The sequence below is a fragment of the Desulfobacterium sp. N47 genome, from assembly GCF_051233685.1.
Lineage (GTDB): Bacteria > Desulfobacterota > Desulfobacteria > Desulfobacterales > RPRI01 > RPRI01.
This window is the reverse complement of the sequence record NZ_JBAMMY010000209.1, coordinates 1-22,203: the sequence shown is the minus strand read 5'-3', so window position 1 is coordinate 22,203 and position 22,203 is coordinate 1. Positions and strand designations below refer to the sequence as shown.

The 22,203-nt window shown below is 38.6% G+C and carries 21 protein-coding genes and 1 pseudogene; 21 read left to right on the top strand and 1 reads right to left on the bottom strand.

Annotated elements, in window-relative coordinates:
* The first annotated feature begins 623 nt into the window (after window positions 1-623).
* From VXK47_RS13860 to VXK47_RS13760, 21 genes and pseudogenes are all read left to right on the top strand, one after another.
* On the top strand, window positions 624-920 hold the full coding sequence (locus VXK47_RS13860; protein WP_435549379.1) for an NADH-quinone oxidoreductase subunit A: 297 nt from the start codon (window positions 624-626) through the stop codon (window positions 918-920).
* The gene (locus VXK47_RS13855) at window positions 911-1,462 is read left to right on the top strand and encodes an NADH-quinone oxidoreductase subunit B (protein ID WP_435549378.1); all 552 of its coding nucleotides are present in this window, start codon (window positions 911-913) and stop codon (window positions 1,460-1,462) included. Before VXK47_RS13860 ends, VXK47_RS13855 begins: the two co-directional genes overlap by 10 nt.
* A complete protein-coding gene (locus VXK47_RS13850) occupies window positions 1,416-1,910 on the top strand; it encodes an NADH-quinone oxidoreductase subunit C (RefSeq protein WP_435549377.1) in 495 nt (164 codons plus the stop codon). The genes VXK47_RS13855 and VXK47_RS13850 overlap by 47 nt, the downstream gene beginning before the upstream one ends.
* The gene (locus tag VXK47_RS13845; RefSeq protein WP_435549376.1) at window positions 1,904-3,031 is read left to right on the top strand and encodes an NADH-quinone oxidoreductase subunit D; all 1,128 of its coding nucleotides are present in this window, start codon (window positions 1,904-1,906) and stop codon (window positions 3,029-3,031) included. Before VXK47_RS13850 ends, VXK47_RS13845 begins: the two co-directional genes overlap by 7 nt.
* A gap of 2 nt (window positions 3,032-3,033) precedes the next feature.
* Complete coding sequence (gene nuoH, locus VXK47_RS13840) at window positions 3,034-4,026, top strand: NADH-quinone oxidoreductase subunit NuoH (RefSeq protein ID WP_435549375.1); 993 nt, start codon at window positions 3,034-3,036, stop codon at window positions 4,024-4,026.
* The gene (locus VXK47_RS13835) at window positions 4,026-4,484 is read left to right on the top strand and encodes a NuoI/complex I 23 kDa subunit family protein (protein WP_435549374.1); all 459 of its coding nucleotides are present in this window, start codon (window positions 4,026-4,028) and stop codon (window positions 4,482-4,484) included. The genes nuoH and VXK47_RS13835 overlap by 1 nt, the downstream gene beginning before the upstream one ends.
* Window positions 4,481-5,017, top strand: a complete 537-nt coding sequence (locus VXK47_RS13830) for an NADH-quinone oxidoreductase subunit J family protein (RefSeq protein WP_435549373.1) — start codon at window positions 4,481-4,483, stop codon at window positions 5,015-5,017. The genes VXK47_RS13835 and VXK47_RS13830 overlap by 4 nt, the downstream gene beginning before the upstream one ends.
* A gap of 3 nt (window positions 5,018-5,020) precedes the next feature.
* Window positions 5,021-5,329, top strand: a complete 309-nt coding sequence (nuoK, locus tag VXK47_RS13825) for an NADH-quinone oxidoreductase subunit NuoK (protein WP_435549372.1) — start codon at window positions 5,021-5,023, stop codon at window positions 5,327-5,329.
* A gap of 14 nt (window positions 5,330-5,343) precedes the next feature.
* Window positions 5,344-6,870, top strand: coding sequence for a monovalent cation/H+ antiporter subunit D family protein (locus VXK47_RS13820; protein WP_435549371.1), 1,527 nt, complete (start codon window positions 5,344-5,346; stop codon window positions 6,868-6,870).
* Window positions 6,867-7,160: a hypothetical protein gene (locus tag VXK47_RS13815; protein WP_435549370.1), complete on the top strand. Its 294-nt coding sequence runs from the start codon at window positions 6,867-6,869 to the stop codon at window positions 7,158-7,160. Before VXK47_RS13820 ends, VXK47_RS13815 begins: the two co-directional genes overlap by 4 nt.
* A complete protein-coding gene (locus tag VXK47_RS13810) occupies window positions 7,153-8,922 on the top strand; it encodes a monovalent cation/H+ antiporter subunit D (protein WP_435549369.1) in 1,770 nt (589 codons plus the stop codon). Before VXK47_RS13815 ends, VXK47_RS13810 begins: the two co-directional genes overlap by 8 nt.
* A 103-nt stretch (window positions 8,923-9,025) precedes the next feature.
* Window positions 9,026-10,522 carry a complex I subunit 4 family protein gene (locus tag VXK47_RS13805; protein ID WP_435549368.1) on the top strand — a complete coding sequence of 499 codons (1,497 nt, stop codon included), beginning with the start codon at window positions 9,026-9,028 and terminating at the stop codon, window positions 10,520-10,522.
* A gap of 115 nt (window positions 10,523-10,637) precedes the next feature.
* Window positions 10,638-12,056: an NADH-quinone oxidoreductase subunit N gene (locus VXK47_RS13800; protein ID WP_435549367.1), complete on the top strand. Its 1,419-nt coding sequence runs from the start codon at window positions 10,638-10,640 to the stop codon at window positions 12,054-12,056.
* Window positions 12,057-12,071: 15 nt separating this feature from the next.
* Entirely contained in the window at window positions 12,072-12,806 is a 735-nt protein-coding gene (locus VXK47_RS13795) for an NADH-ubiquinone oxidoreductase-F iron-sulfur binding region domain-containing protein (protein WP_435549366.1), read from the top strand.
* Window positions 12,807-12,830: 24 nt separating this feature from the next.
* On the top strand, window positions 12,831-13,055 hold the full coding sequence (locus VXK47_RS13790; RefSeq protein ID WP_435549365.1) for a 4Fe-4S dicluster domain-containing protein: 225 nt from the start codon (window positions 12,831-12,833) through the stop codon (window positions 13,053-13,055).
* Window positions 13,056-13,600: 545 nt separating this feature from the next.
* A pseudogene (locus VXK47_RS13785) lies at window positions 13,601-15,652 on the top strand (FAD-dependent oxidoreductase); the annotation flags it as partial.
* Between the two features lie 36 nt (window positions 15,653-15,688).
* Window positions 15,689-17,728 (top strand): formate dehydrogenase subunit alpha, encoded by a 2,040-nt coding sequence (gene fdhF / locus VXK47_RS13780; RefSeq protein ID WP_435549381.1) that lies wholly within the window; start codon window positions 15,689-15,691, stop codon window positions 17,726-17,728.
* Window positions 17,729-17,949: 221 nt separating this feature from the next.
* Window positions 17,950-18,903 carry a CDF family Co(II)/Ni(II) efflux transporter DmeF gene (dmeF, locus tag VXK47_RS13775; RefSeq protein WP_435549364.1) on the top strand — a complete coding sequence of 318 codons (954 nt, stop codon included), beginning with the start codon at window positions 17,950-17,952 and terminating at the stop codon, window positions 18,901-18,903.
* 546 nt (window positions 18,904-19,449) lie between these two features.
* Window positions 19,450-20,268 carry an FAD-dependent oxidoreductase gene (locus VXK47_RS13770; protein ID WP_435549363.1) on the top strand — a complete coding sequence of 273 codons (819 nt, stop codon included), beginning with the start codon at window positions 19,450-19,452 and terminating at the stop codon, window positions 20,266-20,268.
* Window positions 20,269-20,447: 179 nt separating this feature from the next.
* On the top strand, window positions 20,448-21,059 hold the full coding sequence (locus VXK47_RS13765; protein WP_435549362.1) for a hypothetical protein: 612 nt from the start codon (window positions 20,448-20,450) through the stop codon (window positions 21,057-21,059).
* Complete coding sequence (locus tag VXK47_RS13760; RefSeq protein ID WP_435549361.1) at window positions 21,014-21,106, top strand: hypothetical protein; 93 nt, start codon at window positions 21,014-21,016, stop codon at window positions 21,104-21,106. Before VXK47_RS13765 ends, VXK47_RS13760 begins: the two co-directional genes overlap by 46 nt.
* Here VXK47_RS13760 and VXK47_RS13755 read toward each other — a convergent pair.
* On the bottom strand, window positions 21,103-22,059 hold the full coding sequence (locus VXK47_RS13755; protein WP_435549380.1) for a 2-hydroxyacyl-CoA dehydratase subunit D: 957 nt from the start codon (window positions 22,057-22,059) through the stop codon (window positions 21,103-21,105). The two genes, VXK47_RS13760 and VXK47_RS13755, sit on opposite strands and share 4 nt — an antisense overlap.
* Window positions 22,060-22,203 lie beyond the last annotated feature (144 nt).

Below are 22,203 nucleotides of genomic sequence, written 5' to 3'. Positions count from 1 at the left end.
TCCAAGAAGAGTACTACTTTAATTTTCGTTTTTTCAACAACTGTGCGATATATCCAATAATTATGTCAAAGAGCAAAAAGCTGCCACCGGACCGGATACCGCTGGCAGCTTGATGGCTTTAAACTTTGGACTCTCAAGATATTTAGAAGCAAGGTATTTAACATTTTACAACCTACAAATAACCTACAGATTAACTTAAAAAATAAGATTTATTTTTGTTTCAGCCTTGCTGTTTGACAAAGTCATACTTACCAAACAAAAATTGCCCTGTATAGTATCCAAAAGGATACCTTTTTAAGATTTTTTATTAGAGTTGTTTTCTTGTTCGGATTTTTCCCCGCAGTTTTTAGCTATGAGTATGTCGATGCAATCAGAATATGATTTCGTAGTAACCGCATTTGGAAATAATTTATCTTTTGAGGCAAAGATTTTTTTATTTTTTTACTTGACAATCGTTGCTCCAAAAAGCTATGAGAACCGAAACAATTACGTTGAGTCATGAAATTTTTTATGTGAAGGTATGGGAGTTATAAGCTGTGTTTTCTCAGATGCTACAAGCCGGCCTATATGATTTTTTCTTTGTTTTTATTTTCTTTATAGTCGCCATCGGGCTATCAGTTGTGATGGTTATATTGAATTCCCTGATAGGTCCAAACTATCGTGGAAAAAGGAGAGGGGAAACCTATGAAAGTGGTGTTGCCCCAATCAGAACCGCCTGGATTCAGTTCGGAGCGTCCTATTATCTTTTTGCCCTGATTTTTTTAGCATTTGATGTGGACGTACTTTACCTTTTTCCGGTGCTTCTGACTTATCAGAAAGGAACCGGTTATATCGAACTGGTTGAACTCTTTATCTTCCTCTTTATCATTTCTCTGGCGATTGTTTATGCCTGGCGTAAAGGAGTTTTTGAATGGAGATAAAGAAAAGCCCATATTGTGAACCTACTATGGCGATAGATGGAGCACCGGCAGTACTGGGATTTGCTCCTGTTCAGAATTTATTGAATCTGGCAAGAGTAAATTCTCTCTGGCCCATTACTTTTGGGATTGCATGCTGTGCTATTGAGATGATGGCCGCAGGTATGGCACGATTCGATCTTGATAGATTCGGGACAATTTTCAGAGCAAGCCCGCGCCAGTCGGATGTTATGGTTGTTGCAGGAACAATATCAAAGAAACTTGTTCCTACCATAAGGACTCTGTATGATCAGATGCCGGGACCCAAATGGGTAATGGCAATGGGCAATTGTGCCATTTCCGGCGGGCCATTTGCTTATGATGGTCAGTATGCAATAGTTAACGGAACAGATAAGATTATTCCCGTTGATATTTATATTCCCGGATGTCCACCACGTCCGGAAGCTTTTATTCAGGGACTTCTTAAATTACAAACCTTGATTAGTAAAGGAACAATGGATGCTAACCGAAGGGCAGAAAAAGCTGCTGGAAGAGCTAAAAAATAATCTGGCGAAATCCGTGCCTGAAGCAAAGATCAGCCAGAGTGATTATGCCCGTACAGGCTATCACCTGGAGTTCAGTTCAAGCAAGGTCGGTATGCGCAGGGTAGCTAAGGAAATGAGGAGCAGGCGATTCAACTTGGAAACCGTTACAGCGGTTGATTTTATAGATTCGTTTGAGATCGTTTACCTTTATTATAGTTATAATCAGGATAATATCCGCGTAATGGTGCGGATACGTGTGCCCAAGGATGAACCGCCGTTTACCATTTCGGCTGTTTATTCAGAGGCCATTTGGCTGGAACGGGAGGTTTATGACTTTTTCGGAATCCAATTTAAAGAGCACCCGGATTTAAGACGTATACTCAACCCCGATGATGCAGATTATTTTCCATTATTAAAGAACTTCGGCAAGACTACTATAACCGAAGAAATAGATGATATGCTATGTTGACCATCAAAACTATAGACGACATAAATATTAATGAGCGGCTATATCAGCTCAATTTAGGCCCTCAGCATCCGAGTACTCACGGGGTGTTGCACTTTTTGCTTACCCTTGACGGAGAAGTGGTGGTCAAAGCTGAAATGCTTATAGGTTATACGCATAGGGGCCATGAGAAAATGGCCGAGAACCGCATTTATGAACAGTTTTATCCAAATTCTGCACGGATGGATTATCTTTCTGGTATGATTTTTAATACAGGATATTGTGAAGCTGTTGAAAAGCTTTGCGGCATTGAAGTGCCAAAGAGAGCGCAGTATATCAGGGTTATTACTTCCGAACTTAATCGTGTAGCCAGCCATTTGCTTGGTGTCATGGATTTTGTTATGGGACTTGGTGCATATACGCCATTTCTTTACGGCTGGGATGATCGTGAAATAATACTTGATCTTCTGGAAACGATTTCCGGGTCGCGCCTTACCTATAATTACAGCCGCTTTGGTGGGGTTCGTGTTGATATAGACCAGGCTTTTTGTGATAGTGCGAAACGGTTTATAGATCGAATGAGAGGGCGATTTAAACTCTACAATGATTTGATAACCGGAAATATAATTTTTATTAAACGTACTGTCGGAGTCGGGGTTATCAGTAAAGATGTAGCGCTGGATTACGGGGTTACCGGACCGACATTACGCGGTTCCGGGGTAAACTATGACGTTCGCAAAAGCGAACCTTATTCTTCGTATGAGGATTTCAATTTTGAGATTCCGACCAAAGAAGAGGGAGATTGTATGGCCCGATATCTGGTACGGTTAGCCGAAATTGAGCAAAGCTTAAGAATTATTGAGCAGGCTATAAACAATCTGCCAGACGGCCCTATTCGTGCCGATGTTCCACGTTTTATTACACCACCGTCCGGGGACTGTTATTATTCTTTTGAGAGTGCCCGTGGCGCAGTGGGTTATTATATAGTCAGTGATGGTACGCGTATTCCATATAGACTTAAAGTGCGCGCGCCTTCTTTTTCCAATTTATTTGTTATGAGTAAGATTATTCCTGGACATTTTGTTGCCGATCTTGTCGCTATCTTTGGCAGTATCGATGTAACGGTTCCGGAGATTGACCGGTGAATATGACACAACTTCCTATTATTAAAGATATTTATGGATTTTTAGGCCCGGATTTGCTGGTGGGCGTTGTAGGTCTCCTGCTGGTTTTAATATTTGTACCTTTAAATTCCGCTTTTCTTGTATGGGTTGAACGTAAGGTTGCGGGGCATATACAACTTCGCCCGGGACCTATGGAAGTAGGCCCGCATGGAATACTACAGAGTCTGATCGATGCTGTAAAATTGATGTGCAAGGAAATGATAACACCTGATCTTGCAGATAAACCTCTTTTCTGGATGGCTCCTTGTATCGTTGTAATTCCGGCTATTGTTTGTTTTGTTGTAATTCCTTTCAGCCCGGTTATGCAGATCAGAGAGCTAAATGTAGGTATTTTGTTGATTTTTGCTTTTTCCAGTATTTCAGGTTTATCTATAATGATGGGCGGATGGGCTTCAAATAATAAATATTCTCTGATTGGTGCTATACGGGCTGTTGCTCAGAGCATAGCTTATGAAATACCTCTTCTGCTTGCAACGATGCCGGTTATTCTTATGAGCAATTCCTTTAAGATGAGTAAAATTGTTGCGGATCAATCTCCTGTTTGGAATTTTATTCTGCAACCGGTTGCCGCTATAATTTTTATTATCTGTTCGACGGCAGAAACGAACCGGGCTCCTTTTGACCTTGTAGAGGCCGAGTCCGAGCTTGTTTCGGGATTTCATACTGAATATACCGGAATGAGAGACGCCCTGTTTTTTATGGCGGAATATACAGCCATGTTCATAGCCTCATCTATGGCCGTAGTCCTGTTTTTTGGCGGTTGGCACGGTCCATTTTTCTCCGGATTAGGCTGGTTCGTGCTAAAGGCTTACTTTCTTGTTTTCGTTACCGTCTGGATAAGATGGACTTTCCCAAGGCTTCGTTTTGATCAGCTTATGAATTTTGCATGGAAAGTACTTATTCCGATTGCACTCTTAAACCTTTTGGTAACAGCTGTTGTTATTAAGGTGCTTTAATGAATACCTCGTATGGCTTCAAACAGTACGTTAAGGAGATATTTACAGGATCAAAGAGCCTCATTATAGGTATGGGGATAACTTTCAAACATATGTTCCGGCCTATAGTTACAGTTCAGTATCCTCGTCAGAAGCCGATTATGACTCCACACTTCAGGGGACATATCGAAGCTATTTTATTTGATGACACAAAGAGCCATCATTGCGTTGCCTGTGGATTATGCGCGCGTACCTGTCCTTCTCATGTAATTAAGGTACAGGGAGAAAAGACAAAGGCCGGTGACAGAAAATACGGTAAACAATACTTTATTGATTTTACAAAGTGCAGCCTTTGCGGTTTATGTGTGGATGTTTGTCCTGAAAAAACTCTTAAATTTTCCGATGAGTATGAATTGGCCTTTTATTCACGCTGGGACGGAGTAATGGATATTATGCAAAGGCTAGAGGAAAGAAAATGACTACCACAATATCAGATCTGATACCGCCGCTGATGGTGGCGCAGGCTGCTTTCGTGCTGATGATTGTTTTCACGCTTGCAGGTGCATTTTTAGCGGTAATACCGAAAAAAATTGTACATAATATTTTGGGTCTTGCTCTTGCCATGTTCGGAATAACAGGAGTTTATCTTTATTTAGGCAGTCAATTTGTTGCAATGATGCAGTTGCTTATATATGTCGGTGCGATATGTATGACTTATATATTTGCTATTATGCTTTCGCCTCCGCTTGAAAAAGAACTGCCTAGAAGAAATAAACTCAAAGTTATAACTGCAACAGCTGTTAGTTCAATAGTTTTCATAGTCATGGTGAAGATGATTCTGAGTCTTAAGATTGAACCAATAGCTGATGCAACCCGTGACTGGTCGATCAAAACCCTGGGACAGCTGCTGCTGACCCGTTATTTTCTTGTTTTCGAATTGATCTCTCTTCTTTTGGCAATTGCAATTATAGGTTCTATTATGGTTGCTAGTTTTGTCCGGAAAAGGAATTAACACATGGAATGTCTTACAACATATTTAATTCTGGGCGCCTTGTTGTTTTGTATCGGAATATTCGGGATATTACAGCATAACAGTCTCATAGGTATGCTGATTTCTACCGAACTGGTTCTTAATGGCGCTGCCATAAATTTCATGGCTTTTAATATGTTTTTGTCAAAAGAGCCTGCAACAGGTCAGATATTTGCTTTGTTTATTATGGGTGTTGCGGCTGCTGAAGCTGCTGTAGCTCTCAGTATTATTATTACCGTCTATCGTAATTTTAAAACGATTAATGCTGATAGTGTCAGCGAACTGAAAGGTTAGATACTTAAAGCCAAATGGAAACCATTATCACTATAAAGCCGGTTGTTGCAGTCCTGATCGCTTCTTTTGCTTCGCTGCTTATTATGGCTACTCCTAAAAAACCTAATCTTAGAGAGACCTGGTCTGTTTTAGGTGCAGTAGCTACTTTTCTTACTATACTTTCCATGACACCCCTTATTCTGTCGGGTAAAGCGCTTGAATATACCCCTTTTGTCATATTGCCGGGCATTTCACTCAAATTCAGGGTTGATGCTCTCGGGCTTATTTTCGGAACAATAGCTTCCTTTCTCTGGATATTGGTTACATTTTATAATATCGGCTATATGCGTTCCTTAAAGGAACATGCGCAAACCCGGTATTATTTCTGTTTTGCTGTAGCAATTGTAGGAGCTGTTGGTGTTGCTTTTTCAGGGAACCTTTTTACGTTGTACCTGTTTTATGAGCTTATCACCATCTTTACATATCCGCTTGTTGCCCATCATCAGGATGAGGAATCATATGAGGGTGCCAGGAAATACATGGTCTATCTTACAGGCACTGCAAAATCATTTTTCCTGCCTGCAATTATTATGACCTATATACTGGCCGGTACTCTTGATTTTGCTCCATCAGGTATTTTGCATGGCATATTTCCTGCCACAGCAAACCCACTTCTGGTAAAGATTACTTATGTTCTTTATCTTGCCGGTTTTGCAAAAGCAGCCATGATGCCATTTCACAACTGGTTGCCATCGGCGATGGTTGCACCTACTCCTGTAAGCGCTCTTCTTCATGCAGTGGCTGTTGTTAAAGCAGGAGTTTTCTGCACGAGCAGGGTTATGCTTTCTGTTTTTGGTGTGGAACTGATGAATTCATTGAATTTGGGAATTCCAACCGCTTATGTGGCTGCTTTTACAATTTTGATGGCTTCGGTAATAGCGCTTACTAAAGACGATCTGAAAGCAAGGCTGGCATATTCAACAGTAAGTCAGCTTTCATATGTTATACTTGGTGTCGCACTTCTTACGCCAAGTGGTGTTACCGGTGGGCTGATTCATATTGCAAACCATGCTTTTTCAAAAATAACACTCTTTATGTGTGCCGGTTCAATTTATGTTTCACTTCATACTAAAAAAATCAGCGAAATGGGTGGTATTGCAAAACAGATGCCTTTTACTATAGCAGCATTCAGTATAGCAGCATTGAGCATGATAGGGGTTCCTCTTGTTTGCGGATTTGTTACTAAATGGTATCTGGCAATTGGAACTATGCAGGCAAATAATAAAATTCTTTTAGTAGTCTTGCTTGCCAGCACAATCTTAAACACAGGTTATTTTTTCCCAGTGATTTTAAAAACGATATTTGGTAAACCCAGGGAAGGTGATCCGGGAGCTAAACACAGTGGACTTCATGAAGCACCGGCATATATGGTTATCCCGTTGCTTCTTACAGCCACGGCATCCGTGCTTATGGGCCTCTATCCGGATTATTTCATGAATATAGTAAAGTCGGTAGATCCGGATTATTTAATGAATACACTAAAGGCGGTTTTTACATCATGAATTTTGCTGAACCAATACAATATTTAAGAGATAATTTGAAAACAGTAAAAATTGTTATGTGGATATGTATAGCAGGGGCTCTTGCGTTCGATGTTTATATTAAAGTTTTTGCTGCACATCATGCTGAGCATGGAGAGATTCATTCTTTTGCCGATAAGCTTTTTATCTGGGCAGAAACGATTCCGTGCTTCTGGTCCGCTTTTGGTCTGATATGCTGCATCCTTCTTATCCGGATAATGAAGGGGTTGTCGCATACTGTGCTGATGAGAAAAGAGGGTTACTATGAATAACTTCATCCATCCGGCGATATTCTTTATTTTTGGCGCATTGTTTATTCCGTTGATCCCGGGCAAATTTAAAAAGATCTATCTTCTTATAATGCCGCTTCTTGCTTTTTATACAGTGCTTACAATGGAGACCGGGGTTTATGCCCATTTTAAATATTTGGAATTTGATATAATATTAGGGCGTGTAGATAGCTTGAGCATTGTTTTTGCTCATGTATTTACACTTATGTCTATTATCGGCGTGCTTTTCGGCCTTCATGTTGATGAAGATGCACAGCATATAGCTTCATATTTCTATGTAGGAGGTTCTTTAGGTGTTGTTTTTGCCGGAGATTACCTTACTGTTTTTATCTTCTGGGAAATGATGGCATTGGCTTCTACCTTTTTAATATGGTTCAGAAGGGAACCCGCCTCATTAAAAGCTGGTCAGCGATATCTTCTTATGCATATCTTTGGTGGTCTTCTTTTGCTTGGAGGTATTTTCCTGCACTATAAAAGTTCTGGAAGTATAGCATTTGAGAAGCTTCTGCCGGACAATGCCGGAGTTGCCGAATATTTGATTCTTGCAGGATTTGCACTAAATGCTGCTGTATTTCCGTTGCATGCTTGGCTTCCGGATGCATATCCTGAAGCAACAGTTACAGGCGCTGTTTTTATGTGTGCTTTTACCACTAAGACAGCGGTTTATGTTCTTGCCCGTGCATTTCCGGGTTTTGAAGTTCTGGCTATTATGGGAACTGTAATGACAATCTATGGAGTATGTTACGCTACCATCGAAAATGACATGCGCCGTATTCTTGCTTACCATATTATAAGTCAGGTCGGTTACATGGTTGCTGGTGTCGGAATAGGGACGGAGCTTGCGCTTAATGGCGCTTGCGCACATGCTTATGCTCATATTCTGTATAAGGCGCTGCTTTTTATGGGAGCAGGTTCTGTTTTGATGATGACCGGAACTTCAAAACTGAATAAATTGGGCGGTATTTACAAGTATATGCCTTTGACAATGATATTTTATATAATAGGCGGTATTTCTATCTCAGGCTTTCCACTGTTTAGCGGATTTGTAAGTAAATCTATGATAGTTGCAGCCGCAGGTGAGCATCACCGTCCGATATTGATGTTGCTTCTCTTGCTGGCCTCTGTAGGTACATTCCTGTCGGTAGGTTTGAAACTGGCCTATTTTGCATTTTTTGGAAAAGATTGTGGAATTAAGCCAAAAGAACCGCCTAAAAACATGTTGTGGGCCATGGGAATCACATCTTTTTTATGTTTCTTAATTGGAGTATATCCAAAAGTTTTATATGATTTGCTGCCTTACAAAGAAGCAGCGGCTGAATTTCATCCATATAATATGCCGCATCTTTCGGAAACTATGCAGCTCTTATTATTTACGGGACTTGGATTTTTCTTATTGCTTAAAAGATTACAGCCTGAAGCCAAAATCAATCTGGATTTTGACTGGTTCTATCGCAATTTATTAAATGGTTTTATGTGGTTTGATCAAAAGATAATTCAGTCTATTGATGTTGCTTGGGGCAATGTGTATAAAAGTTTTGGTATTAAAATATTGATGATGTCTGTAGCAAGATTTTTTGCATGGTTTGATAAATGGGCTATCGATGGTGTTGTTGATAATGTGGCATATGGAACGAGATGGATAGGGGATAAAGCACGCAGGGCTCAGACAGGAAATCTCCAGAACTATCTTGCCATGGCTATTTTAATAATTTTTGTTATTGTCGGTGTTCACTGGTTTTTTTAATTTATATTAAACCGGATGAATTTATTTGAAGTTATAAATGATAACCGCCTCGGGCGGGATTACGAAGCCTTCAGGTTTAATTACTTCAGGAAAATAATTATAAATGGATTTTTTAATTCCCAATCAGCTTAATTATCCCATTTTGAGCGTTTTAATATTTACGCCCCTGGCCGGAGCTTTTGTTTTATTTATGATCCGGAATGAGACTGTTGCAAGAATTTGGACTTTACTTGTAAGTCTGGCGGTTTTTGCGCTTTCACTTCCATTATATTTCAATTTTGATCATAGCACTACAAATTATCAATTTGGAGAGCACTTTGCATGGATTCCATCATATAATATAAATTATACTTTAGGAATTGATGGTATAAGTTTGCTTCTGGTGCTTTTGAGTACGTTTCTTATTCCAATATGTGTTTTGGCTTCATGGAAATACATAGATAAAAGAGTCAAAGAATTTCATTTCTGTCTTCTTTTGATGGGAAGTGCATGCGTCGGTATTTTTTCATCACTTGATTTTGTATTGTTTTATATTTTCTGGGAAGCAATGCTGATACCAATGTATTTGCTAATTGCTGTCTGGGGTGGTCCTGAAAAAGTTTACGCTTCTATTAAGTTCTTTATATATACTATGGTTGGTAGTGTTTTCCTTTTAGTTGCAATGATAGCACTGTATCTTAAAGTAGGAACTTTCAGCATTCCGGAATTAATGACTCATACATATTCATTTAATTTTCAGTTTTGGGTTTTTCTTGCTTTCGGCATCGCTTTTGCCATTAAAGTGCCAATGGCTCCGTTTCATACATGGTTGCCAGCAGCACATGTTCAAGCTCCAACAGCAGGAAGTGTTTTACTTGCCAGTGTTTTACTGAAGATGGGAACTTACGGATTTTTAAGGTTTTGTCTACCTATAACACCAAATGCAAGTATTTATTTTGCTCCATATATTCTTATCATATCTATTTGCTCCATTGTATACGGGGGATACGTTGCTCTTGGACAAAGTGATATGAAAAAGCTGATCGCTTATTCAAGCGTTGCGCATATGGGGTTTGTTACTCTTGGGATATTTTTATTTAACAAATATGGTCTCGAAGGGGCTATATTGCAGATGATAAACCATGGAATAACAACAGGTGCTCTCTTTTTATGTGTTGGAATAATTTATGAGAGAAGTCATAGCCGACTTATTGCGGATAACTCCGGTATTGCCAAGATAATGCCGATTTATATTGGATTCTTTGGCTTTTTCTGTCTTTCTTCAATGGCTTTTCCAGGTACTAACAGCTTTGTAGGTGAGTTGTTGATTTTACTTGGTGTATTTACTGATCATAAATTGATAGGCGCTTTGAGCATACCTGGAGTTGTTTTGGCTGCAGCATATATGTTGCATTTACTTCAAAGAATATCATGGGGTAAAAAAGTAAAGGGACATTTTACAGATATGAATATAAGAGAGGTTATTTATTTAACGCCTCTTGTTATATTTGTTTTATGGATTGGTTTTTCTCCCGGTCCATTTTTAAATGTTATGCATGCAAGTGTTGGTCATCTTATGGAACAGTTGCAAAATGCTGGCGCAATTACTTTAGTTAAGTAGTATTTTGCCTGATTGTTTTAATAATTTAATCATTTATTATAATAAACTCATATAAAATAAATATAATGAGACTTATTAAGTTATCAAATTCAATGATTCTGAGGAATAAATAATAATGGATGTTGTATTATTTCTGCCGGAAACCTATCTGCTCTTGATGGCACTGGCTTTTTTCTGCCAATCTTTATGGAAATCATCTGCTCAATTGAATCAGGGTATAGCTGTATTTCTAACCGGCATCGGAGTATTCATTAATCTTTATACCTTAAATATGACGGGAGATCTCTTCTGCCAGGCTTATAGGGTTGATCTGTTTTCACAGACATTTAAGCTTCTTCTAAGTATTGGTCTCTTCATGATAGTAGTACTTTGCAGAAAAAATAAGAGTATTGAAGAGAGACTTCAGCCTGAGTTTTTTATGTTTCTTTGTGTAAGTGCCTTGGGACTGATGCTTATGGTAAGCAGTGTTGAGCTGATTACAATTCTTATATCCATGGAATTGTCTTCATACTCACTTTATATACTGATACCTATTAGCAAGGATATTAGTCATGGAAGAATTGAAGCTGCTGTTAAATATATTATTTTTGGTGCCGCAGCCACAGGTATTATGCTTTTTGGAATGAGTTATATATTTGGCCTAACTCAGTCTACATATATTTCTGAAATTATGAAAAAAATGCCGGAATTGATTGGGCAACCGGTAGGAATAGTTGGTATTCTTTTAATCCTTTGCGGTTTTTTCTACAAGCTTTCAGTTGTTCCATTTCATTTCTGGACTCCGGATATATATGAAGGTACGGCTAATGAAACCGTTTCATTTATTGCAACTATGCCAAAGATTGCAGCAGCAGCTTTGCTTATAAGGATTGTAAGCCTTGCGCCTGCCGGATCTGTTGATCTTATTCAGGTATTAGTTTTTATTTCTGCTGTTTCAATGACTTTTGGAAACATTGCGGCACTTGTTCAAAAGGACCTAAAAAGGCTGCTTGCTTATTCCAGTATTGCCCATGCGGGATATATACTTCTTGGTATTTTAACTCTAAATATAAATGGATATTCAGCAGTAATCTTTCATATAACTGCTTATATGTTGATGAACCTTGCATGTTTTCTCGTTATTTCGACTGTATCTGAAGAAGGTAAAAATGTTACAATAAGTGATATTGCAGGACTTCATAAACGTTCACCTTTGCTGGCTTTTACTCTTGCAGTTGGTTTTTTTGGACTTGCCGGTATTCCACCTACAGCTGGATTTACAGGTAAATTTTTTCTTTTTATTGCTGCTTTAAAAGAAGGACATCTTGCATTAATAATTATAGCTGCTGTTAATACTGCTATATCTATTTTTTATTATCTGAATATTGTTCGTTCTGCATATGGACAGGATCCGGATGGATTGCCTTCAGTGCCAGTAAGTTTTTCGAATAGATTATTAAATTACGGATTAATTATCGCTATCATAATTTTAGGTGTTATCCCGGCTAAGTTCATTGAATTTGCACGTACTGCCTGTGAAACGATAAAATTGTAAATGGAGTAAAGATAAATGTCGGAAGTATCTACAAATTGCATTGAAACCTGTCAGACAAAAGATATGCTTCGTGTCTCAGGTAATCCACCAAGGATAACTGTGTGTGGAGTTGGGAAGACATCTAATGCCTGTAGCGGTGAAATTATTTATAAAGGACTTATTGCAGAATCCAAGAGACTTAATATTCCTGTGATTATCGAACCTGCAAAATTCGGTTGTAGCGGTAAATGTAATAATGGTCCATATATCAGTCTGCCACATCTGGGTCTTTTTTATCATAAAATAAAGGACAATCATGTATCTTTAATTATTAAAGAAACAATAGGAAATAATAAAATATTATTTCCTATATTATATCTTAATTCACTACAGACTTTAAGAGGGGATTTGATCTGGGATAAAGTAAGCGGATGTATAATGACTATGGAGTCAAATGTTTGTATGGTTCAGCTTGCAGATTATCTGATTAAGTTTCATGCTAATGAGTCTTGTGGAAAATGTGTCCCATGCCGTTTGGGTATACAACGACTCATAGAACTAATTTCCGGAGTTGTTAGTGGTAATTCTCCGGCAAATGCTGTTGAGCAGATGCAGACAATGATTCGTTTAACTGATCAGGCTGCATATTGTGCTTTTGCAGGAAAAGTATCTAAAATAATTCTGGCTATAATATCAAATTTTAGAGAAGAATTTGAAACGCATATTAAAGAGAAAAACTGCGCATTGGGAGTTTGTAAATTTAAAAAATAATTTATTAATACTGCCAATATTAAAATGGTGGTAATTAAGTTTGATACGGAAAAGAGAAAAGATATGTTTAAAGTCGTTGTTGACCCGGATAATTGTGTAGGGGATGGGGAATGTATAGAGGTCTGTCCGGTAGATGTATTGCAGCTTAAAAATGGTAAAGCCTCTCCAGTGAGGCCGGATGATTGTATAGGCTGTGAAAGCTGTGTTCAAGCTTGCGATTTTCTTGCTATAAAAGTAACTGAGATTTAAAATAAAAATTCTGCTTTAATATCTTCCAAATAATAAAAACATACAAAACGACTGTTGAAGGAAATGTTTTTATCCAATTTTGTTGTGCCCTGTCTGTCTTCAATAAATAGTTAAAAAAATAGCCATAATTACTTCCTATATCTTTTATAATGTATTTATCGAATTCTGCAAAATACAGAATTAATTATATTCTGATAATTCACAGGAAGAATTTTATTATTTATCCGATATGATAGATTTACATACCTTATTTCAAGGAATTACCTTTTGAATTGTTGATATAAATAAATAAGTATTTGTAATATTGATTTGATTAAACAAATAATTATCATATGACATTTATGACATATGTAACATATTAGATAAATTCAATATTTTTACAATAATAAGCTTATTTTTTCTTGACTTGTTTGACCAAATATTGACATATATAGCTTCAATTAATCATAAAAAACAAAAGCTCTCAAACAGCAGATGTATTGCCTGCTTTATTGATGCAGGAAACTTCAAACAATAAAATAATAATACCGATAGCGGAGTAAAGTATGTCTAAAGTGTCTCTTACTATTAATGGTAAAACTGTTACCACGGAATCCGAAAACACCCTCCTGCAGGCCGCTGCTCAGGAAGGGATTTTTATACCAACTCTTTGTCATCATCCTCTTTTAAAACCGGAAGAATCTTGTAGAATATGTGTGGTTGAAGTAAAGGGAGAGCCAAGGCCGGTGACATCTTGCACTTATAAGGTTGCTGAAGGGATGGAAGTTCAAACTGATACTTCAAACATCAGGGAATTTCGTAAAAACATACTTTCTTTACTTCTTGAACAGCATTATGGAGATTGTGTTGCCCCATGCCATATGGCTTGCCCTGGAAAACTCGATATTCAGGGATATGTAGCTCATATTGAAAGAGGCAATTATATCGATGCCCTTAAACTTATTAAAGAAAAAACTCCTTTTGCGGCAACTCTTGGAAGAGTATGTCCGCATCCCTGCGAAAATGAATGCCGTCGCACCCGTGTTGAAGAAGCAATTAATATTAAGGATTTAAAGAGATATGTTGCAGATTATGCTGCCGAACGCGGAATTAGTTCAACTCCTCCGGCACCTGCTGATACAGGTAAAAGAGTTGCTATAATAGGAGGCGGACCTTCCGGGCTTGCTGCTGCATATTATCTGCGTCTTAAAGGTCACGCTGTAACAATATATGATGCAATGCCTAAACTTGGTGGCATGTTACGATATGGAATACCTGAATATCGTCTTCCAAAGGCAGTACTTGATCAGGAAATTAAAGAAATTCTTGATCTTGGAGTACAGGTATTTACAAACAAGAAATTTGGTAAAGACTTTTCCCTGGCTTCAATTAAAAATGAGGGATTTGATGCAATTTATTTGGCAATTGGTGCCTGGAATTCATATAAACTGGGAATACCAGGTGAAGATCTGCCTGGAGTTATGTCAGCAATTGAATTTCTTATAAGAAATGCTTCCGGAAATCCACCTCCTGTTGGAAAAAAGGTGATAGTAATTGGTAACGGAAATACAGGCATGGATGCAGCCCGCAGCTGCCTTCGCATGGGCGCAAAGGAAGTTATTATGCTTTATCGGCGGACCAAAGCTGAAATGCCGGCTAATCCGCAGGAGATTCATGATGCTGAACAAGAAGGTATAAAAATTCATATTTTGGCTACTCCTACAAGAATTATTTCAAAAGACGGAAAGTTCTCAGGAGTGGAATATCTTAAGAATGAATTGAAAGCTGCTGACAGCAGCGGACGTCCAAGTCCTGTTCCTATCAAGGATTCTGAAACAATTATTGAAGCTGATCAGGCTATTGTATCCATCGGGCAGTTTTCTGATGTGGCTTTTCTAAAAGATGATTCCGAGCTTAATAAAACAGCTTTTACAAAAAAAGGAATTCCTGAAACAGATTTAAACACCTTGCAATCTATTCTTCCTTACCTTTTTATTGGTGGGGATCTTTTAAGAGGCCCAAGAACAGTTATTCAGGCAAGCGCAGATGGACGTGGGGCAGCCTTATCTATAAACCAGTATCTGACTGATGGAGTTGTTATACAGGAAGCGAAACCCTTCAATATAACAAAAGGAAAATTAAAAGAAGTCGATCCGGTCAATTTTGAAGGTCTTATCAGCAAACCACGTACCTCTACGCCGCTTCTTTCAGTTGCCGAGCGCTGTAAGAGTTTTGAAGAAGCAGAGCTTCCACTGACCGAACAACAGGCCAAAGCCGAAGCCGAAAGATGCCTTTCCTGCGGCTGTCTGGACAGTTTTAACTGCCAGCTTAGAAAATATGCCACAATTTATGATGTTGATGCAAGCAAACTGAATTTCTGGAAAAGTCCGAAATATAAAATAGAAAACTCTCATCCTTTCATAACTGTGGATCCGAACAAGTGTATCGTATGCCGCAGATGCGCCGTGGGATGCGATAATTATCAGATTCAGTATGCCATAAAAGTAGATGAGGTTTCCGATGAAAACCGTATTGGCCCGCCCCAATATGCACCAAACATTAATGATAAGTGCGTGGACTGTGGTTTGTGTGTCGGAAACTGCCCCACAGGCGCTCTTCAGGAGAAGATAAAAGGCAAACAGGGTCCCTTTGAGATGAAAAAAATCAGGACAACCTGTACTTATTGCGGAGTTGGATGCCAGATTATGCTTGGAGTATCCGGAGGTGAAGTAATAAATGTTGCAGGCGTTGCCGGAGTTGCACCAAATTTTGGGCATCTTTGTGTAAAAGGTAGGTTTGCCTTTGATTTTATCAATAGCCCCGATCGTTTGAGCACTCCTTTGATAAAACAGGATGATGGCAGCTTTAAGGAAGCAAGCTGGGAAGAAGCCCTGGATCTTGTTGCAAGCAGTTTTGCTGCAATAAGAGATGAATACGGTGCTGATACATTGGCGGCTCTCACTTCTGCAAGGATCACAAATGAAGATAATTATCTTGTCCAGAAGCTGGCAAGGGCCGTATTTAAAACCAACAATGTCGATCATTGTGCGCGTCTCTGACATTCCTCTACAGTGGCCGGTCTGGCCGCAGCATTCGGAAGCGGAGCAATGACAAATACTATAGGTGATCTTGACGAAGCGGATGTGATTTTGCTTACAGGATCAAATACTACCGAAAACCATCCGGTTATATCCTCATACATTAAAAGGGCGATCAAATTTAAAGGGACAAAACTGATCGTTGTAGATCCAAGACATATCAATATGACTTTATTTTCAAGAAACTGGCTCCGTCCGAATCTTGGGACGGATGTTGCCTGGATTAACGGGATGATGCACATTATTATCAAGGAAGAACTTTATGATAAAAATTTTGTGGAAAACCGTACAACCGGTTTTGAAGATTTAAAGAAGGCTGTGGAGAAATATACTCCTCAATATGTTGAGTCAATAACGGGTATACCGGCGCAAAGTCTTATCGATGCAGCAAGGCTGTATGCCGGAGCAAAAGCAGGCGCGATTGTTTACTGTATGGGTATTACCCAGCATACAACCGGAACCGATAATGTGAAGTCTTTGGCTAACCTTTCCATGCTTTGCGGCAATCTCGGAATCAGGGGAGGAGGTGTAAATCCTTTACGCGGTCAAAATAATGTTCAGGGTGCCTGTGATATGGGAGGACTTCCCGATGTTTTCTCCGGCTATCAGAAAGTTATTGATCCGGCTTTAAGAGAAAAAATGGAAAAGGCCTGGGGAGTTTCAGGGCTTTCTGATAAACCGGGCTTAAAGGCTACTGAAATGATTCCAAAGGCCCATGACAAAAGCTTAAGAGCGCTTTATATAGTTGGTGAAAATCCGCTTATTTCTGATCCTGATATCAATCATGCTGAAAAATGTATAAAGAATCTAGATTTTCTTGTTGTGCAGGATATTTTCATGACAGATACAGCCAAGCTTGCCAACGTTGTTCTTCCTTCCGCCTGTTTTGCCGAAAAGGAAGGAACATTTTCAAACACTGAGCGCAGAGTTCAGCGGGTGCGAAAAGCGGTTGATCCGCCCGGACAAGCAAAAGAAGACTGGAAAATAGTCTGTGAAATTGCAAACCGTATGGGATATCCGATGACATATGAAAGCAGCGAAGCTATAATGGAAGAGATTTGTCAGGTAACTCCTTCGTATGCCGGAATAACTTATGACCGGATAGACCAGGTCGGAATTCATTGGCCCTGTCCGAACGCAGATCATCCGGGTACGCCTATCTTGCACACGCAGGCATTTCCTATAGGAAAAGGCGTTTTTCATGCGATTGAATATCTGCCTCCGGCAGAGCAGACCGATCAGGAATATCCTCTTTATCTTACAACAGGCCGTGTAATTCATCAATATCATACCGGAACCATGACGATGAAATCGGATGGAATAAATGAAAGGGCTCCGGAAAATTTTGTTGAAATTTCACCATCAGATGCTAAGAAATTCGGTTTTGAAGACGGATCATTGGCAAAAATCATATCAAGAAGAGGAGATATTACAGCAAAGATTAAAATATCTTCAACTGCTGTTGATGGAACGGTTTTTATCCCGTTCCATTTTGCCAAGTCTGCAGCAAACAAACTTACAAATGCTGCTCTTGATCCTGTATCAAAGATTCCGGAATATAAAGTCTGTGCAATAAAGCTTTCCAAAGCTGCATAATAGTTTTTAATAAAATATTTTCAAATATACAAAACCCGTTATTGGTATCAATACAATAACGGGTTTTGTATTTCATGGCATATGAAAAAATATTTCTTGACGATTATGTCGTTAATGAACATCATTGTATCAGAAGTAACTTGCAAATTGCGTCTTAGCATTTTTTTAACATTACCATCCTGCAGATAAGCTTATGTGTAACAACATAAAGGATAAATTAAATGCACATACATACTCTTGAAACCTGGCAGCATAACCATGATTTCGCAGTCATACATAAAAAAGGTGAACGGCGCACAACACAGGTTTTAATCATGACTGCCGTTACAATGGTTATAGAAGTAATTGCAGGCATAGTATTTGGTTCTATGGCCTTGCTGGCTGACGGATGGCATATGGGTACACATGTTGCAGCTTTTCTGATTGCAATATTTGCTTATAAATACGCCGGAAAACATGAAAATAATCCTATGTTTACTTTTGGTACCGGTAAGGTAAGCGTACTTGGCGGATTCGCAAGTGCTATAGCCTTGGCAGTGGTTGCTTTGGTGATGTCTGTCGAATCAATACAGCGTATAATAAATCCGCAGCAAATCCATTTTAATCAGGCAATTGGTGTGGCAACGCTTGGATTGTTTGTTAATTTGATATGCGCCTTTATTTTGCAGGGAAAGCATGATCATGTTCATGCAAATCAACATGATCATCACCATAAACAAGATCATAATCTGAAAGCCGCATATTTTCATGTATTAGCCGATGCTTTAACTTCGGTATTTGCAATTATCGCACTTCTTTCCGGAAAAATGTTCGGTTGGAACCGGCTTGATCCGATAATGGGCATAATCGGCGCTTTAGTCATAACACGCTGGTCTTATAGTTTACTCAAAGAAACCAGTCCTATTCTGTTGGATGAAAATATTGAAGAAAAGTACAAATCCGAAATCAAAGCAAATGTTGAGTCAGATTCCGATAATCGCATATCAGACCTTCATTTATGGAAAGTCGGTCCTAGTGATTATGCAGTAATAATTTCACTGGTTACACATTTTCCTAAACCGGTGGAACATTATAAGCATTTATTAAAAAATATTAGCCATTTGTCTCATATCACAATTGAAGTAAACCAATGCATGAGTGAACCGTGTACTGTGCCAAAATCAAGCATCTCATAAAACTTTATCTTTTTAAAAATGGCATCAAGAAATAGTTATTTAATATAGTCTTATTTTAAAGATGAAATAGAAGTTGATGAATCCTGTTTTGATGGTAAACTATTAAATAAAATCAAACAGCGACAAGGTGTTTTCAAGAAAATCCATGTTTAAAATAAACGGTTAAAGTCAAATCATTCCTGAAGTGCTAAGGTAATATTATAAACATTATAACTTATTATATTAATATCAGAAAGTTATTTGCTCCGATAAACGATACGGTTTAAGCATAATTGTCGGGATCTTTGCATAACGCTCTTTTTTCGCGATTACTGAATCTGTTATTAAGTTGATTTATAACTTTATTTGAACCTGAGCAAAATTGAACATCCTTCAAAGATTTCTTATCAAAATAAAAATATCTGAAAAATATTACAAAAATATTCACGGAACAGATTTATTATAATCGCCATAACCAATTGTAATTGCTTCATAGATATATCCAAATTTGTATTTAATGCTGTTTATCTGTAAAAAGTTTATAATTAAAAACAGGAGAATAGCCATATGAACAAAAAATATGAAAAACTTTTTGAACCTATTAAATCGGTTTTGCTTATAGGTGGAGGACCTGCCGGTATGGAGGCAGCCAGGATAGCGGGTATTCGTGGACATAAAGTAACATTGATTGATAAGAATCCGGTTTTGGGAGGTCTCTTAAGAACTGCCGCTGTTCCTGACTATAAATACCGGATCGGAAAATATGCCGACTGGATGGAGCGGCAGTTGGAAAATGCCGTTGTAAACATTCAAAGAGGAGTAGAAGTAACAGCGGATATGGTAAAAAAGATGAAACCGGATGTGATTATAGTAGCAACAGGTGCAAAACCATTTGTGCCGGATATTTCCGGGATAGAAAGCAATAACGTTGTTTATGCCATTGATGTATTGAACAAAGAAGCTAAAGTTGGAGAAGTAATAGTCATTATAGGTGGAAGATGGGTCAGTTGGGAAACGGCATATTGTCTGGCTAAAGAAGGAAAGCAGGTTGACATGGTGGTTCGTTCTGCGCTTCTTCCCGACGAATCCATTTTCAACAAATATACAATGCTGGATGAATTGCCCAAATATGATGTTACAATATATCTTAAATGGTGGCCGGCTGAAATAAGAAATAATGGGGTTATAATCAAAAACAAGGAAGGCAATGAAAAATTTCTGGAGGCCGATACGGTAATTGTGGGTACGGGGTTCATAAGCGATCACAGCATTTATAAGTCTTTGGAAGGTCTTGCCGAAGAAGTATATGAGATAGGAGACAGTGTTAGTCCGGGAAGGATTTATGATGCTGTTCATGAAGGATATCTAAGAGGAAAGGAAATATGAGTTTTTATTCCATAAAAAATTCAACTAAATCAGCATATTACAATTTTATCATTATTAATGGAATAACAATGTTGACATATAAAGATTTATTCTCCTATATTAGCTGATGCTTTGAAAGACATATCATAACAATAGTGCTGAAGTATTACTTAACTATACTTAAAACCAGAGAGAAGGTCATGAAAAAAATATTTATATCGATACTGATAAGTACCATAGTTTTACTCTTTCTGCCTTTGCATGGTTTTGCCCTGTCCGATGGAAAAACCGGCGGAGAAGATAACCCGAATCCAACCGTTTTTTTCGGTTTAATTGCAAAAGATGAATTTTCATTTCAGACCATTGCGGGAGCTTTATATTCTCCGGTGTACAAAAGAAGCGCCAGAGCTGAAATAAATTACGCTATGACAAACTTTCGCTTTATCTGGGGGTTGAATCCGGAGCTTACAGTGCAAAAGCTCAGTCTGGAAGGAAATATGGATTTCATCTTTGAGTTTACAAATTCTTTTATATTTAAGGGTGCAGGCAATATAATCAGTGGTGTAACCTGTCTGTTCAGATACAATCTTCCATATGGCACAAAAAATTTCTTCCCTTATATTCAGGCAGGAGCCGGGATAGTTTATAACGATGCATATAAGGATCATTCACAGGATCTTATTGGTCAGGCTACAGAATATACCCCCCAGATCAGTGTGGGGGGCGCTACCTGTTTGAAAAGAAATGGTCACTGGATGGTGAACTCATGTTTCACCATATTTCCAATGGAGGCGGTAGTGAGCGGAACGTAGGCGTTAACGCCCTTGGCGCTTTTATAGGGGTAACCCGCTATTTCTAAAGTTTTTTTAGATCAAGTGTTTCCATGAATGTGTTTATTGTTGCTTTTACCCTGGGCAGATCAAACTCTCTTATATCGGCATGATTACCTTCAAATGTGATTACCGGGATGTCGTTTTCAGCTAAGAAATATCTTATTTTCATCTGTCCGGAAGCTGTTCCTTCACATCCACGGTTCAGATGAATAAGAACTCCGTCAACGTTCCATTTTTTTACCAGATCCAGAATATGCTTATTCTTGCCCTTTCCGGAGAACTTCAGTGATCTTAATACCGTATTGGTTTCCAGTAACCACTTTGCATACCAGGAGCAAGCTTCTTCTCTTGTGTTTAATTTGATGCCGGCTTCTTTCGGTGTCTTTGCCGGGACCCGCGTATCCTGTTCGCTGTCGTAAGCCCATCCTCCTGATACACCGAACGAAAAGTGTGATCCTATGCTCACACCACCGAATTCCTCAATATAACGATAAATTTCAAGAGAGTGCCAGGGCGGCAGACCATCCAGTAACAATCTTAACCGTTCATTTTCAATCGCAGCTATTCCTCTGTCTGCCCTGTCTTTTAACTCATCTAACAATTCCTTGTAAAAATCCACAGAGGCTTTTTCGTGCCTCATAAGGACAGCTGTAACATAAAGAGAATGCATCATCTTCTCGTCCATCACAGCAGGAATGCTGCGGTTTACCATGCAGCAGTGTGCCCACAGGCTTGCTGATTCACATTCGCAGTTAAGAGCGTTAATAAATTTTTCATCGTCATATTTTTTTCCGGTTATTTTTTCCATCCATTCAATTATATCCAGCATCTGGTCTTTCAGATATTGATGCTTAAGATTTTTACTCTCTTTGCTTTCGTGTTCGCATTCCCATTCATACGGCATAAAATCCAAAGCATTGTAGGGCACGCCTTCCAGTTCGCTCATGATCTGATACCACTTTCCCTGGGTATCGCATATATGTGAGGTAATTTCAAAAGTCTCGCATTGATCCGATTATTTTTATAAAAAGCAGTTGAAATACCAAATAACATATTGATTTAATAAAGAGAATGCTCTATTATCTTCTTAAATTCACCAATTCAAGAAAGGATGATAATATGA